The following is a 14364-nucleotide window of genomic DNA, read 5'->3' as shown; positions in this document are numbered from 1 at the left end:
GTCGATCGAGAAGACATGTCCAATTCAACCAGCGGCCTCGCCATCACCATGGCTTCGGCCTATAACGCCGGCGAAATGGAGCGCGTCATTGCTCTCGCCGCGCAGGCCGGCGAAGCGGATGAAGGCGTCATGCTGTGGCTTGGCCTGGCGCAGCAGGCGACTCATCGCTACGGCCACGCAGCCGCGACGTTCGACCAGCTGTCGCAGAGGCGACCGGACGTTTCCGCCTACTGGAACAATCTGGGCGTGGCCTGTCGGCAATCAGGCGACACGGCCGGCTCCGAACACGCATTTCTTATGGCCCGATCGCTGGCGCCGTGTGACGCCGAAGTCCACTACAACCTCGGACTGCTGTATATCCAGCAACGGCAGTGGCTGTTGGCCCGGCAGAGCCTGATGGATGCGGTGCAGCTGTCCCCGCATTTCATCGAGGCCCGGCTGCAGGCCGCCCATGCCTGCTACGTCTGCGGCGACAACGGCAGCCAGGAAGCGATGCTGGCCGGGGCGATCGACTGGCCTGCACAAGCTGCCGAACAGGCCATGACCCTGTCCGCCATGCTTGCCGCCCAGGGCGATCTTGATGCCGCGCTGCGCACTTTGGCGCACGCGCAACTGCCAGCCGACACCGAAGATGCCAGAATCATGCAGCTTCGTATCAGCGCACAGAAGGCCGCGCTGTACGAGAGAAGCAACCAGGTCGAACGTGCGCAGGTCGAATTGCGGCAGTTGCCGCTGACCACGCTCGACCTGCTGCAAGCCCAGCGTGCCCGCGCCGAAGGCTGGAGTGCGCACGCTGCCCTGGCCATGCGCGAAGCTTCGTATGCCCGCGCCGCCGGCTTGTACCAGCGGGTACTCGCCTTGGCCATCGACGACGAAAGCCAGGCCAGTGCCGGCTTTGGCCTGGCCTCGGCCTGCGCCAGGCAAGGCCATCGCGATGAAGCCTGGCAGGCTCTCCGCGCCGCGCATGCGGCACAACTGAATATCGCGCGCGAGGTGGTGCCGGAACTGCTGGCGACGGATAGCCAGCCGTTGCTGATGACGGATCGCATGGTCAGCCGTCACACTTACGCTGGCTGGCGACCATTGTCCTCGCCTGACGGCAGGCACAGCCCGGTCTTCGTGGTCGGCTTTCCTCGTTCCGGCACGACCTTGCTGGAACAGATGCTCGACGCCCATCCGGATTTCCAATCGATGGACGAACGCGCTTTTATCCATGAGCTGACCGAAGGCATGGAACTCGTAGGCCAGCACTATCCCGCCGACCTGGCGAACCTGACCCAGGCGGAAGCCGAGCAATTGCGCGCCGTCTACTTCCGGCGAGTTGCCCACGTGCTGCCCAAGCTCGGGCAACGTCGGCTGGTCGACAAGAATCCGCTCAACATGCTGTGCCTGCCGATGATCATGCGACTGTTTCCGCAGGCACGCATCATCCTGTGCCTGCGCCATCCGTGCGATGTGCTGCTCAGCTGTTACATGCAGCCGTTCCGCTCACCGGCCTTCATGGTGCTGTGCTCGTCCCTGCAGCGCCTCGCACGCGGGTATGTGCAGGCCTTCGAGCACTGGTACCAGCAGGTGGAAGTGTTCGCGCCACGCGTGCTGGAGTGGCGCTACGAATCCGTCGTCAGCCAGTTCGACGATCACGTCACGTGCCTGGGACAGTTTCTCGAACTCGCCGACGCATCGCCGATGGCACGCTTTGCCGAACACGCGCAGAGCAAGCGGTTCATCAGCACACCCAGCTATGCCCAAGTCACCCAGGGCATCAACCCTAAGGCGGTCAACCGCTGGCACGCCTATCGTGAACAGTTCGAACCGATCCTGCCCATGCTGCGTCCATTGATCGAACGCCTCGGCTACACCGCATAAAAAAGGCAGCGCGAGCGCGCCGCCTTTTTTTACTTCCTATTGCCGCTACGACTCAATGGACGACTGCCGGTACCACTGGAGCCGCCGACGTTGCCGACTTAGCCACCGCGACATCGGAGGAGTCCTTGCCACCATACGGCAGGACTTCGGCCGCCAGCTTCGGATCGGCCTTGATCATGCCGAGCGCGTCGAACAGGATGTGCGCGGTCTCGGTGAGCTCCACGTCCTTCGCCTTCTTCGCATCCTTTTCCTGCTTCAGCTCGCTCTTCAGGCTGCGCTCGCTCGCGTCGAGGCCATCATCGAGCGCATTGTCATCGTCGCTCAGCGTCCCATCGGTACCGTCGATGGCCTTGTGCCGGTTGCGGAACTCGGTCTGCATCGCGTCCTGTTGCTTGCGCTCGGCCTCGCGCGTGGCAAGATTCAGCGAGATCGTGGTCTTGTCGCGCATTGTCTTGTATTGCGCCAGCTCGTCGAGCATCAGCTTCCATGCGGGCGACTGCGCCACACGCTCGTCATGCTTCTGCTGCAACTGCGGTAGATAGGCATTGAGGTTGGCCACCGGCTGGTAGTCGGCCGGTGCAATCTGCGTCCACTTCAGCGCGTTGTCGTAGGTGGATTCGCCGAAGTCCTTGTCATCGCCACTCTTCGGGTAGGCGATATCCGGCGTCACGCCCTTCAGCTGGGTGGAACCGCCATTGATGCGGAAGAATTCCTGGATGGTCATCTTCAGCTCGCCATATTGCGGCTTCTCGCTGTCGCCATTGGCGAAGCGGTCGAGGTCGACCAGGTTCTGCACCGTGCCCTTGCCGAACGTCGGTTCGCCGACGATCAGGCCACGGTGATAATCCTGGATCGCCGCGGTGAAGATTTCCGAAGCCGAGGCCGAGCCGCGATTGACCAGTACGGCGAGCGGACCGCTCCATGCCATGCCCGGATTATCGTCACCCTGCACCTCGACATGACCCTTGGAATCACGCACCTGCACCACCGGGCCGGTGTCGATGAACAACCCGGTCATCGAGTCGGCCTCGGCCAGTGAGCCGCCGCCGTTGTTGCGCAAATCCATGACCACGCCCTGCACGCCCGCAGCCTTCAGCTCGCCAAGCAGCTTGGCGACATCGCGGGTGGCGCTCTTGAAGTCCTTGTCGCCCTCGCTGCGTGCACCGAAGTCGGAATAGAACGTGGGCAGCTCGATCACGCCGATCTTGCGGGTGACGTCGCCGTCCTTGATCTCGACGATCTTCTTCTTCGCCGCCTGCTCCTCGATGCTGACCTTCTGGCGCACCAGGCTGACGACCTCGTGCTTGCCGTCCACACCGGCGTCGGAAGGAATGATTTCCAGCCGCACGGTGGTGTCTTTCTTGCCACGAATGAGGTTGACCACATCATCGAGGCGCCAGCCGATCACGTCGACGATCGGGCTGTCGCCTTGGCCCACGCCCACCACGAGATCGCCGACATGCACCTTGCCGGACTTGCCGGCCGGGCCGGCCGGCACCAGCTCGCGGATCTGGGTGTAGTCGTCGCGTGCCTGCAGTACCGCGCCGATGCCTTCCAGCGACAGCTTCATCGCGATGTCGAAGTTCTCGGCCGCGCGCGGCCCGAGGTAATCGGTGTGTGGATCGGTGGTTTCGGCGTACGCGGTCATGAAGGTCTGGAACGCATCCTCGCTGTCCAGCTGCTTCACGCGATCGATATAACCGGCGTAGCGCTTGTCCAGTGTCTTGCGGATCTCGGCATCGTCCTTGCCGGCCAGCTTCAGGCGCAGCCAGTCATTCATCGTGCGCTTACGCCACAGATCGTCCAGCGCGGCCTGATCCTTCGGCCAGTCGGCATCCTTGCGGTCGAAGGTATAGCTTTCGTTGGCGGAAAAATCGAAGCCCTGCTTGAGCAGGCCGCGCGCATAGTTCATGCGCTCGACTGCACGCTGCACGTAGGTGTTGAAGATCGAGAACGGTGCGGACAGGTCCTGGTTCCAGATCGCATCGTCGAGCTGGGTCTTCAGCGGCGCGAACTTGGCCATGTCGGCCTGGGTGAAGAACACCTTCTCGCTGTCGAGCAGCTTGAAGTAGGCCTTGTAGATCCGCACCGACATCGCATCGTCGAGCGGCTGCGCGTCATAGTGGAAGCGGGTCAGGAAACGCGCGGACAGCTGCGCAGCCTGTGCCTCGGAGGTCGTGGGCTTGAGTGGCCAACTGGCTGCCTTGCGCGCGCTGTTGCCGGCACCGAGATCGGCGGCCGACTGTGCAAGGACACAGGTCGCAGTGAAGGCAAGCAGGAACACCAGCGCGTGGCGAAATTTCATGTAGGTTCTCAGGCTGACTCGGTGACACCGGCTGCATGGGCCTGCAGGTCGGCGTGATAGGACGAACGCACCAGCGGGCCGGAGGCGACGTGATGGAAACCCATCGCCTCACCGGCTTCGCGCAATGCCTCAAATTCTTCGGGAGTCCAGTAGCGCACCACTGGATGATGGTGCGGCGTGGGCTGCAAATACTGGCCAATAGTGATCATCTCGACGTCATGGGCGCGTAAATCGCCCATCGTCTCGATGACCTGATCCCAGGTCTCACCCAGCCCCAGCATGATGCCGGACTTGGTCGGCACTTGCGGATGCTGCGCCTTGAAGCGCTTGAGCAGGTCCAGCGACCACTGGTAGTCCGCGCCCGGGCGCACTTCGCGGTACAGGTGTGGCACGGTTTCCAGGTTGTGGTTGAACACGTCCGGCGGGAAGTCCTTCAGCACTTCCAACGCGCGCTCCATGCGGCCCTTGCCGCGGAAATCCGGGGTGAGAATCTCGATCTTGATGTTCGGGCTGGCGTGGCGTGTCGCGCGGATGCAGGCGGCGAAATGCTCGGCACCGCCGTCGCGCAGGTCGTCGCGATCGACCGAGGTGATCACCACGTAGCGCAGGCGCATGTCGCGGATCGTCTCGGCCAGCCGCGCCGGCTCCAGCGGATCGGGCGCGGCTGGCCGGCCATGCGCCACATCGCAGAACGAGCAACGGCGGGTGCATACCTCGCCGAGGATCATGAACGTCGCGGTGCCCTTGCTGAAGCACTCGTGGATATTCGGACAGGAGGCTTCCTCGCACACCGTGACCAACGCGTTCTCGCGCAGGCGTGCCTTCAGCTGCTGCACGGCATTGCCCTGCGGCAGGCGCACGCGAATCCAGCTCGGCTTGCGCAGGGTCGGCACAGTCGTGTCGAAGCCGGCCCGGTTGAGCGCGATCTTGTCATTGCCGATCTGCTTTTCGACCGCCGGAGTTCCGGCGACGACGCTGATCGGTATGACCTTGGTGGAAGAAACGTTGGTATCGCTCATGTCAGCAAAACCTAGACCGCCACACGAGCGGGGAGTTCAGGAAGCACAGGGGCGGCCGGCTCGGCATCGAACCCGAACTGGCGGCAGAATTCACCGATCAGCACATCCTCGACGTCAGCCAGTCGCGACGGACCGCCCAAGTCTACCATCTGCGTGACCGCCAAACCCTTGTAACCGCAAGGGTTGATGCGGTGAAAAGGCTCCAGATCCATGTTCACGTCGAGCGCCAGGCCGTGGAAGCTGCAGCCACGGCGCACCCGCAACCCCAGCGCCGCCACCTTGGCGGCACCGACGTAGACGCCAGGAGCTCCTTCCAGCCGGGCGGCGTCGATATTCCAGTGCGCCAGCGTGTCGATGATCGACTGCTCGATCTTGTGCACCAGCTCGCGCACGCTCACCCCCGCACGGCGCAGGTCGATCAGCGGATAGCCGACGATCTGGCCCGGCCCGTGATAGGTGACCTGGCCGCCACGATCGACCGGCACCACCGGGATATCGCCCGGTACCAGCACATGCTCCATCTTGCCGGCCTGGCCGAGGGTGAACACCGGGTCATGTTCCAGCAGCCATAGCTCGTCGACGGTGTCCGCCGTGCGGTTGTCGGTGAACGCACTCATCGCCCGCCACACCGGCTCGTAGGGCTGGCGGCCAAGGCGACGGATTTTCAACGGCAGCGACATGGAGGAACCTTGGGACGGGAATGGCAGGAGCACACTTGCGCACGATCACATCGTGTAACGGATATCCGGGCTCGCACGCAGCGCGGCGTGCGCCGCCTCGTACTGCTCGCGGTTGTCGCAGTGGAAGCTCACCGTGACCGAGACGAAATTGCCGGCACCGGAGTGCCGGTGCCGCACGCTTTCATGCAGCACGCGCAGGCCGGCGCGCTCCAGCAACTGAGGCACGTGGGTTGGCAGGTTGGCGCTGGCATTGCCGACCGCGGTGATCTCGAACTCACCGGGAAACTGGAAGCCCTTGCCGTCCTGCTTCGCCTTTGTGAAGTCGATCGGTTGCATCACTTGGCACTCGTGGTACTCGGGGCACTGGGAGCACTCGGGGCGGTGGGAGCACTCGAGGCACTCGGCGCAGTCGGAGCCTGTTCGGTGTTGCCCTTGCTGCCGTGGAACCACAGCATGATGCTGTCCCACAGGCGACCGAAGAAGCCGCACTGCGGCGCATCGTTCAACGCGATCAGCGGCACGGCCTGCACCGGCTGGCCTGCCAGCGTGATGCGCAGCGTGCCGACCTGCTGGCCCTTGGTGTACGGGGCGATCAGCGTGGCCGGAATATCCATGACGGCCTTTAGCTTGTCGTAGTCACCGCGCTTGACCGTGACCAGCACGTCTGCGGCGACGCCGATCGGCAACTGGTTCGCCACACCCTTCCACAGTCTTGGCGTGGCCAGCGGCTTGCTGGAGTCATACAGCTTGTGCGTCTCGTAGAAACGGAAGCCGTAACTGAGCAGCGCCATCGCCGAATCGGCGCGCGCCTTCGCGCTGCTGGCGCCCATCACGATCGCGATCATGCGCGAGTCGCCCTGCTTGGCCGAGGCAGCCAGGCAGAAGCCGGCGGCCGCGGTGTGGCCGGTCTTGATGCCGTCAACGCTCGGGTCGCGCCACAACAGCGTGTTGCGGTTGCCCTGCTTGATGCCGTTCCATTCGAACTGCTTGATCGCGGAGATCGCATAGTCGTCGGGGAAATCATGGATCAGCGCGCGCGACATGATCGCGATGTCGTGCGCGGTGGTGTAGTGGTTGGCGATCGGGTAGCCGGAAGCGTTCTCGAAGTTCGAGTTGACCATGCCGAGCTGCTTGGCATACGCATTCATCAGGCCGGCGAAAGCCTGTTCTGAACCGGCGGTATGCTCGGCCAGCGCGATCGCGGCGTCATTGCCGGACTGGATGATCATGCCCTTCAGCAGATCCTGCAGCGGCACCTGGCTGTTGAGCTGCAGGAAGCTGGTGGAGCCGTCGGTACCACCGCCGCCCGAACGCCAGGCGTTTTCGCTGATGGTGACCGGGTCGGTCATGTGGATCTTGCCGTTGGCGACTTCGGCCGACACCACGTAGTCCGTCATGATCTTGGTAAGCGAGGCCGGCTCCACGCGCAGGTCGGGATCCTTGCTGGCCAAGATCTGGCCGGTGGCGTAATCCATCAGCACCCAGGACTTGCCGTCGACATCCGGCGGCGGCGGTACCGGTGCGTCAGGTACCACCGGGCGGGGCACCGGCGCAGGATGCGGCGGTACCGTCTGGGCGACGGCAACACCGAGCAGCAGGGCAGCAGTGGCGAACGGAATCAGGGCGCGGCGGAAAAAATTCATCGTGGTCTTCAATCCAGTCTTTGATGCTGGCGTGGCAGGGGCGCCAGCAAAGGTGTAAGTATTCGAACAAACCCGCTCAGTCTACCGCGACCTGCGGTCGAGGCAGACCCATGCCCTCGATCCGGGCACTGACCTGATCGGCGCTGTTCACATCCGCCAGCGGTCCGACCCGCACCCGGCGCACATGCTGGCCGTTGATTTCGGCGTCGGTCACCTGCACCGTGCCCAGCCCGGCCTGCCGCAGGCGCTGCGCCACCCGTTCAGCATTGTCTGCATCGGAAAACGCTCCGACCTGCAGGTAGATGCCTGGGTGTCCGCTTGTGACCACGACAGGCGGCGGCAGTTCCGACGCCGGTTCGCCCGGGTCGATCCCGCGCACCTCGACCAGCCCGGTGCCCTTGGGCCAGATGCCGATCTTCACCGCGGCCGCGTAGGACAGGTCGATCACCCGATCCTCGTGGAACGGCCCACGATCGTTCACCCGCACGATCACGCTCTTGCCGTTCTGCAGGTTGGTAACCCGCGCATAGCTGGGCAACGGTAATGTCTTGCTGGCCGCGCTGAACGCGTACATGTCGTAGGTTTCGAGGCTGGAGGTCTTGTAGCCGTGGAACTTGTTGCCATAGAACGAGGCGATGCCGCGCTCGTCGTAGTCGCGTGCACCGGGCAGCACCCGGTAAGTCTGCCCGAGCACGCTATACGGCGACTTGTTGCCGTATAGCGAGCGTGGCTCGAGCTTCGGCACCGGCTCGACCAGCTTGCTGATGTCGGGTGGCGGGCCACCCGGCACGCTGTCGCTGCTGTCGCGATAGCGGCTGTCCTGGGACCTGCTGATGTCATCGTTGAACGGGGTGCTGCCAGCATCACTCGAGCCCGTCGAGCCCGTCGGTGCATGGCCATAGCTGCGCGATACACCATTTGTTGCTGCAGGCCGCGTCTTCGTGCCACTGCAACCGGCCAGCAATAACACAGCCAGCAGCGTCGCCGCAGCACAGCCGCTTTTTTTCATCGTGCCTGATCCGCTTGGTGCACGCCCGAGATGATTTCCTGCGCCAGCTGGTTGACCGCCATCGCGTACAGCGGACTGCGGTTGTAACGGGTGATCACGTAGAAATTCTGGAAGGTGAACCAGTATTCCGGTCCGTACACACCCTCGAGCTTCTGCAGGCTGCTCGGCTTCCCCGGATTCATCGCTCGCAGCGGCGTGTAACCCCACGCCTCAAGCTGTTCCAGCGGCCATTGCGGGTTGGCATCCTTCACCGTAACCGGCTTCGCGGCCACATCCGGCTGGGCCCATGCCGCCACCGGGCCACCATTGACCCAACCGTGCTTCGCAAAGTAGTTGGCGACACTGGCCAGGATGTCCGGCAACGAATTCATCATGTCGATATGGCCATCGCCATCCGCATCCACGCCGTAATCGCGGATGCTCGACGGCATGAACTGACCCCAGCCCTGCGCGCCGGCGTAGGAGCCGGTGAGCGTATCGATCGGTCCGGCCAGGTGGTTGTCGGGCAGCTCCAGCAGGGTCTTCAGTTCATTGCGGAAGAACGCGGCACGCGGCGGGTAATACAGGCCCAGCGTGACCAGCGCATCGAGTACCTTGTACTTGCCGGTGTTCCTGCCGTAGCTGGTTTCCACGCCGACGATCGCGACGATGTATTCCGGCGCCACCTGGTACTGGCGGCCGATCCGCTCGACCAGATCGCGGTGGGCGAGATAGAACGCGATGCCATCACTGATCCGCTGATTGGTGATGAAGATCGGCCGGTAGTCCTTCCACGGTTTGCCCTCGGCCGGCCGGCTGATCGCATCGAGGATGCTCTGCTGCATCTGCGCGCCGTCGAGCAAGGCATTCAGCGCCTGTGGATCCTTGCCGGTATCGGCCGACACTTCGCGCACCAGTTCGGCCTGGCCGGGATGCGTGTCCGCCAGTGCCGGGGTCAGTGCACCCATCCAGAACAGGCTCAGGGCGGCAAGGAAACGGAGCGGGCGTAGCGCGGGAATGACGGGCATGAAGAGATTTCGCTGGCAGTAATAAGGCTTCGTCGAAAGCCTAACACGCACACTGCTGTAAGCCTGTCCTGCAGCGGGCTATCCGCGGATCAGCGAGTGGCCGCGCTCATTCGTGCATCTTGCGATTGGCGTGGATCGACATCAGCACACCGAAGCCGACCAGCAACGACACCGCCGACGTACCGCCGTAACTGATCATCGGCATCGGCACGCCGACCACCGGCAGCATGCCGGCGACCATGCCACCGTTGACGAATACGTAGACGAAGAAGCTCATGCCGATCGCACCGGCGAGCAGGCGCGAATAGGTATCGCGCGCCTCCATTGCGATCCACAAGCAGCGGCCGATGATGAAGGCGTACAACAGCATGATTCCGATCACGCCGATCAGGCCGAACTCCTCGGAGAACACCGCGAAGATGAAGTCGGTGGTGTGCTCGGGCAGGAAATCCAGCCGTGACTGCGTGCTGTGCTGCCAGCCCTTGCCGAACATGCCACCGGAGCCCACCGCGATCTGCGACTGGATGATGTGCCAGCCGTTGCCGAGCGGATCGGATTCCGGATTGAGCATGGTCAGCACGCGATCACGCTGGTACTGGTGCAGGAAGTGCCAGCCCACCGGCACCATGCCGCCGACCGCACCGAGCAGCAGGCCGATGCGCCACCATGCCATGCCGGACAGGAACAGCGCGAAGGCACCGGCTGCCGTCACCAGCAAGGCCGTGCCCAGATCCGGCTGCTTTGCAATCAGCGCGGCTGGAATCGCGATCAACAGGGCGACCACCGCGATGTCCTTCCAGCCCGGCGGCAGCTGGCGCGGATGCAGGTACCAGGCGACCATCATCGGCATCGTCAGCTTGAGCAGTTCGGACGGCTGGAAGCGCATCACGCCCAGGTTCAACCAGCGATTGGCACCGCGTCCTTCGCCGAGCACCGCCACCACCAGCAGCAACGCAGTGCTGCCGGCGTACAGCCACGGTGTCCAGCTGCGCAACGTCGATGGCGGAATGCGCGAGATCAACAGCAACAGCACACCACCCAACACGAAGCGGCCGGCTTGGCCACCGACCAGCGCCATGCTTTCATCACCGGCGCTGTAGAGCGTGATCAGGCCCACCGTGGCCAGCGCGAACAGGCCGACGGCCAGCGGCAGGTCGATCCGCGGCCGAGTGAGCGTGCGGCGCAGGAAACGACTCAGGCGGACTTGAATGGTGTCAATCATGGCGTCGCCCCGTCGCTGCTGGATGCGTCTGCCGGAACGTCTTCGGCAGGAACCGATTGAGCGGGAGCCGCTTGATCAGGAGCCGCTTCATTGCCCGATGGTGCTCCCGGCTTGGGCAAGGGCACATCCACTGGTGGCGGCCCGCCCTTGGCATACACCACCCACGCATCGAAAATCTTGCGCACGATCGGTCCGGCATCCTGCGCGCCCCATGCTCCTGATTCAAGCACGACGGCAGCGGCGATTTGCGGATCGTCCGTCGGAGTGTAGGCCTCGAACCATGCGCGATGGCGCGCCGCCAGATAAGCAGAGTTCTTGTTGGTGTTGTATGCCTCCGACGTGCGCGAGAAGCGCTCGGCGGTGCCGCTCTTGCCGGCGATCAGATACGGGAAACCCTCATTCAGGCCCTTGCCGGTGCCGCCGGTAATCACCGCCCGCATGCCTTCGTTGATCACGTCCCAGTTGGAAGCCTTGGTGATCAAGGATGGACCGGTGGGCGGGTTGGGCAGCGGCTGCGGTTGTGCCTCGGCAACGCCCTTGGTGGCCATCACCAGCCGCGGCTGGTAAGGCACGCCATGCCCGGCCAACGTGGCCACGGCATGACTGAGCTGCAGCGGCGTTACCGCCCAGAAACCTTGGCCGATGCCCGTAATGACCGTATCGCCCGGGAACCAGCCCGCCTTGTAGTGGGCGGCTTTCCATTCACGCGAGGGCAGGATGCCTTCGGATTCACCGACCAGGTCGATCCCGGTCTTGCTGCCGAAACTGAAGCGGCTCATCCAGGCACTCAGCCGGTCGATGCCCATGTCCAGCGCCAGCTTGTAGAAATAGGTATTGGTCGACAACTCGATCGCCCGCACCATGTTCACCGTGCCATTGCCGTAACGCTCATCGTCGCGATAGCAGCGTGCATGCCCGGGCAGGCAGAACTGGCCGGTGGACAGCACCGTGTCGCCGGGCCGACGCACGCCATCTTCGAGGCCACCCAACGCGAGTAATGGTTTCACCGTGGAGCCGGGCGGATAGACACCTTTCATGGCACGGTTGACCAGCGGCTTGGCCGGATCATTGATCAAGGCACTGTAATCGGCGCTGCTGATGCCATTGACGAACAGATTGGGATCGAACGCCGGGACGCTGACCATCGCCAGCACCTGGCCATTGCGCGGATCGATCGCCACGGCGGCGCCAGGTCGACCGGCGAAGGCCGCCTCGGTGGCCTTCTGCATGCGCACGTCGATGCTCAAGTACAGATTCCGGCCGGGTATCGGCGGATGCGTTTCCAGTACCTGCTGGATACGCCCATCGGCATTCACCTCGTCCAGTTCGTAGCCCGGCGTACCATGCAGCACATCCTCGTAGGATCGCTCGATGCCGGTGCGGCCGACATGGCTGGTGCCCTGGTAGAGCTTGGGATCGAGCCGGCTCAGGTCATCGGCGTCAATACGGCTGACATAGCCCACCACATGTGCAAACAGTGCGCCCAACGGATAGCGTCGGGTCTGATACGGCACCACATCCACGCCCGGAAAACGCCAGCGGTTCACCGCGAAACGATCGATCTCGTCTTCGCTCAGACGCATCTTCAGCGGCACGCTGTCGAAGCGCCGGCTTTGCTGGAGCTGTTTCCTGAACGCGTCCACGTCGTCCTGACCCAGCGGCACCACTTGGCCCAGCGCGGCCAGCAGTGCCGGCATGTCGGTGATCTTGTCGGGTACCACCTCGAGCCGGAACGCCGGTATGTTGTCAGCCAGCAGTACGCCGTTGCGGTCATAGATCAATCCGCGTGTGGGCGGAAGCACACGCGGCTTGACACTGTTATTGATCGAGCGGGTGGCGAACTCGTCATGGCGTGTCACCTGCAGCTGCACGTAGCGGCTGACCAGCAGGCAAAGACCGAGCAGGAGCAGCACGAAACCCACCACGGCGCGGCGCCGAAACTGGGTGCTTTCGCCGCGGGTATCCTTGATCGATCGCCGGATCTTCATCGCTTACTGGATGCGCAAACGCATGCGCAGGTCGTCAAGCAGCAGGAACAGGAACGGCCACAGCGCAGCGCCGACGAACGGCGAAATCCACCAGCTGGCCGGCGGCAGCGACGCGCCTGCCAGCACGCGCACGATCAGCAGCAGGATGCGGTCGTTCAACAACAACGCCAATACCGCGAGGGTCTGTTGCCACATCGGGAAAAAGCGCAGGCGCGAACGAAAGCGCAACGCGATGAAAACCAACGCGCACAAGCGCAACGCCTGTTCGCCCAGTACCACGCCATCGAGCAGATCCGCGCCAAGTCCGATCGCGAAAGCCAACCCGAGCGTGACCCGATCCTCCGACTCCAGCGACCAGTACAGCAGGAACAGTGCCGGCCAGTACGGCTTGAACGGCTCCAGCACGGCGGGCAACGGCACCAGCATGGACATCAACGCAAATACCAGCGTGCCGACGAACCACCACAGACTCAGACGCTGGCGGTTCATTGCTGCACCCCACTGCTGGCGGCAGGTGCTGGCGAGGCCATCGGCATGGTGATTTTCTTGCTTGCCGGCACGGCCAGCACAGTGCCCGTGGTGGCTGGCGCACCATCACTGGAGGGACCCGCCGATTTCAGCGGAGCCGGCGGCCCATCGGGTTCGGCCTGATCATGCAGCAGCAGCACATCTTCACTGCGATCGATGTCCGCGGCCGGCTGCGCCCGCGCAAGCTGGAACATACCGGTGGGTGCCGGCGCTACCGCTCGGATTTCGCCCACCGGAAAGCCCGGCGGGAAACGTCCACCGATGCCCGAAGTAAGCAGCTTATCGCCGACGCGCACATCCGCTGCCAGCGGAATATTCGGCAGCGTCAGCTGATCGCCGTCACGCGAGCCATAAGCCACCGTGCGCAGGCCGGAGCGTTGAATCACGACCGGAATCGCATGTGCCGGATCGGTCACCAGCATCACTACCGAGGTGGTCGGCAGCACTTCCTTCACCTGCCCCATCACACCATGCGCATCGATCACCGGCTGGCCCGGCTTGACGCCGTCGCGGGCACCCACATTCAACGTCAACTGATAGCGGTAGGCGCCCAGATCCACACCAATCACCCGCGCCAGTTGCACGTTCAGCTCGAGGCTGTGTTGGGTATCGAGCAATTCCTTCAAGCGCTGATTCTGTTCGGCCACCGCTGCCATGCGATTCAACTTGGCATTGGCCAGCAGCAGATCCTCACGCAGGCGCTGGTTCTGCTCGGTCAGGCGCTGGCGATCGGCAAACGCCACGCTCAGCGTACGCACGCCCGACGCCGGCAAGCCGGCAAGCCGATACACCGGCTCGATCACGGCAGCGGCGTTATAGCGCAACCGCCACAACCAACCGTTGCGCTGGTCGAGCACCATCAGCACGGCGGCCAATGCAAGATAGAAAATCAGCCGTAATGTGCCCGCCGCATTACCGGCGAACAGCGGCGAGGACTCATCGCGCGCGCGCGCCATGGCCGCTAGAGCCTGCTCATGGTCGCTCCACGGCTGCGCCGGGAGCGGTTTGCGCGCAGGCCAAGGAAGAGCGATGGAGTGTATGTCGATACACGACTGAGCGATGACGCCGGCATGCACGCAAACCGCCCCGGCCCGCAG

At 63.7% G+C, this 14364-nt stretch carries 12 protein-coding genes; 1 reads left to right on the top strand and 11 read right to left on the bottom strand.

Annotation, left to right across the window (positions count from 1 at the left end):
• The first annotated feature begins 15 nt into the window (after nt 1–15).
• A complete protein-coding gene (locus GSQ75_RS11710; protein ID WP_158755044.1) occupies nt 16–1866 on the top strand; it encodes a tetratricopeptide repeat-containing sulfotransferase family protein in 1851 nt (616 codons plus the stop codon).
• A 52-nt stretch (nt 1867–1918) separates the two neighbouring features.
• On the opposite strand, the gene GSQ75_RS11705 is transcribed toward GSQ75_RS11710, so the two are convergent.
• The 11 genes from GSQ75_RS11705 to mreC form a co-directional block, all read right to left on the bottom strand.
• Nucleotides 1919–4171: a carboxy terminal-processing peptidase gene (locus GSQ75_RS11705; RefSeq protein ID WP_158755043.1), complete on the bottom strand. Its 2253-nt coding sequence runs from the start codon at nt 4169–4171 to the stop codon at nt 1919–1921.
• 8 nt (nt 4172–4179) lie between these two features.
• Entirely contained in the window at nt 4180–5190 is a 1011-nt protein-coding gene (lipA, locus tag GSQ75_RS11700; protein WP_158755042.1) for a lipoyl synthase, read from the bottom strand.
• A gap of 11 nt (nt 5191–5201) precedes the next feature.
• Nucleotides 5202–5870 carry a lipoyl(octanoyl) transferase LipB gene (lipB, locus tag GSQ75_RS11695; protein WP_158755041.1) on the bottom strand — a complete coding sequence of 223 codons (669 nt, stop codon included), beginning with the start codon at nt 5868–5870 and terminating at the stop codon, nt 5202–5204.
• A 45-nt stretch (nt 5871–5915) separates the two neighbouring features.
• Nucleotides 5916–6206 carry a DUF493 family protein gene (locus GSQ75_RS11690; protein WP_158755040.1) on the bottom strand — a complete coding sequence of 97 codons (291 nt, stop codon included), beginning with the start codon at nt 6204–6206 and terminating at the stop codon, nt 5916–5918.
• The gene (locus tag GSQ75_RS11685; RefSeq protein ID WP_158755039.1) at nt 6206–7513 is read right to left on the bottom strand and encodes a D-alanyl-D-alanine carboxypeptidase family protein; all 1308 of its coding nucleotides are present in this window, start codon (nt 7511–7513) and stop codon (nt 6206–6208) included. The genes GSQ75_RS11690 and GSQ75_RS11685 overlap by 1 nt, the downstream gene beginning before the upstream one ends.
• A gap of 76 nt (nt 7514–7589) precedes the next feature.
• Entirely contained in the window at nt 7590–8522 is a 933-nt protein-coding gene (locus GSQ75_RS11680; protein WP_158755038.1) for a septal ring lytic transglycosylase RlpA family protein, read from the bottom strand.
• Complete coding sequence (mltB, locus tag GSQ75_RS11675; RefSeq protein ID WP_158755037.1) at nt 8519–9529, bottom strand: lytic murein transglycosylase B; 1011 nt, start codon at nt 9527–9529, stop codon at nt 8519–8521. The genes GSQ75_RS11680 and mltB overlap by 4 nt, the downstream gene beginning before the upstream one ends.
• A gap of 106 nt (nt 9530–9635) precedes the next feature.
• Complete coding sequence (gene rodA, locus GSQ75_RS11670; protein WP_158755036.1) at nt 9636–10751, bottom strand: rod shape-determining protein RodA; 1116 nt, start codon at nt 10749–10751, stop codon at nt 9636–9638.
• A complete protein-coding gene (mrdA, locus tag GSQ75_RS11665) occupies nt 10748–12739 on the bottom strand; it encodes a penicillin-binding protein 2 (protein ID WP_158755035.1) in 1992 nt (663 codons plus the stop codon). Before mrdA ends, rodA begins: the two co-directional genes overlap by 4 nt.
• A gap of 3 nt (nt 12740–12742) precedes the next feature.
• On the bottom strand, nt 12743–13228 hold the full coding sequence (gene mreD, locus GSQ75_RS11660) for a rod shape-determining protein MreD (RefSeq protein ID WP_158755034.1): 486 nt from the start codon (nt 13226–13228) through the stop codon (nt 12743–12745).
• Complete coding sequence (mreC, locus tag GSQ75_RS11655; protein ID WP_158755033.1) at nt 13225–14223, bottom strand: rod shape-determining protein MreC; 999 nt, start codon at nt 14221–14223, stop codon at nt 13225–13227. The genes mreD and mreC overlap by 4 nt, the downstream gene beginning before the upstream one ends.
• Nucleotides 14224–14364: the final 141 nt, after the last annotated feature.

Origin of the sequence: Dyella sp. S184, assembly GCF_009766065.1 — a bacterium.
Classification (GTDB): Bacteria; Pseudomonadota; Gammaproteobacteria; order Xanthomonadales; family Rhodanobacteraceae; genus Rhodanobacter.
This window is presented reverse-complemented; position numbering and strand designations above follow the sequence as displayed.

Excerpts from the sequence above, each read along its gene's own strand:
- GSQ75_RS11710 (WP_158755044.1), top strand. The coding sequence starts at position 16 with ATGTCCAATTCAACCAGCGGCCTCGCCATCACCATGGCTTCGGCCTAT.
- GSQ75_RS11705 (WP_158755043.1), bottom strand. The coding sequence starts at position 4,171 with ATGAAATTTCGCCACGCGCTGGTGTTCCTGCTTGCCTTCACTGCGACC.
- lipA (WP_158755042.1), bottom strand. The coding sequence starts at position 5,190 with ATGAGCGATACCAACGTTTCTTCCACCAAGGTCATACCGATCAGCGTC.
- lipB (WP_158755041.1), bottom strand. The coding sequence starts at position 5,870 with ATGTCGCTGCCGTTGAAAATCCGTCGCCTTGGCCGCCAGCCCTACGAG.
- GSQ75_RS11690 (WP_158755040.1), bottom strand. The coding sequence starts at position 6,206 with ATGCAACCGATCGACTTCACAAAGGCGAAGCAGGACGGCAAGGGCTTC.
- GSQ75_RS11685 (WP_158755039.1), bottom strand. The coding sequence starts at position 7,513 with ATGAATTTTTTCCGCCGCGCCCTGATTCCGTTCGCCACTGCTGCCCTG.
- GSQ75_RS11680 (WP_158755038.1), bottom strand. The coding sequence starts at position 8,522 with ATGAAAAAAAGCGGCTGTGCTGCGGCGACGCTGCTGGCTGTGTTATTG.
- mltB (WP_158755037.1), bottom strand. The coding sequence starts at position 9,529 with ATGCCCGTCATTCCCGCGCTACGCCCGCTCCGTTTCCTTGCCGCCCTG.
- rodA (WP_158755036.1), bottom strand. The coding sequence starts at position 10,751 with ATGATTGACACCATTCAAGTCCGCCTGAGTCGTTTCCTGCGCCGCACG.
- mrdA (WP_158755035.1), bottom strand. The coding sequence starts at position 12,739 with ATGAAGATCCGGCGATCGATCAAGGATACCCGCGGCGAAAGCACCCAG.
- mreD (WP_158755034.1), bottom strand. The coding sequence starts at position 13,228 with ATGAACCGCCAGCGTCTGAGTCTGTGGTGGTTCGTCGGCACGCTGGTA.
- mreC (WP_158755033.1), bottom strand. The coding sequence starts at position 14,223 with ATGGCGCGCGCGCGCGATGAGTCCTCGCCGCTGTTCGCCGGTAATGCG.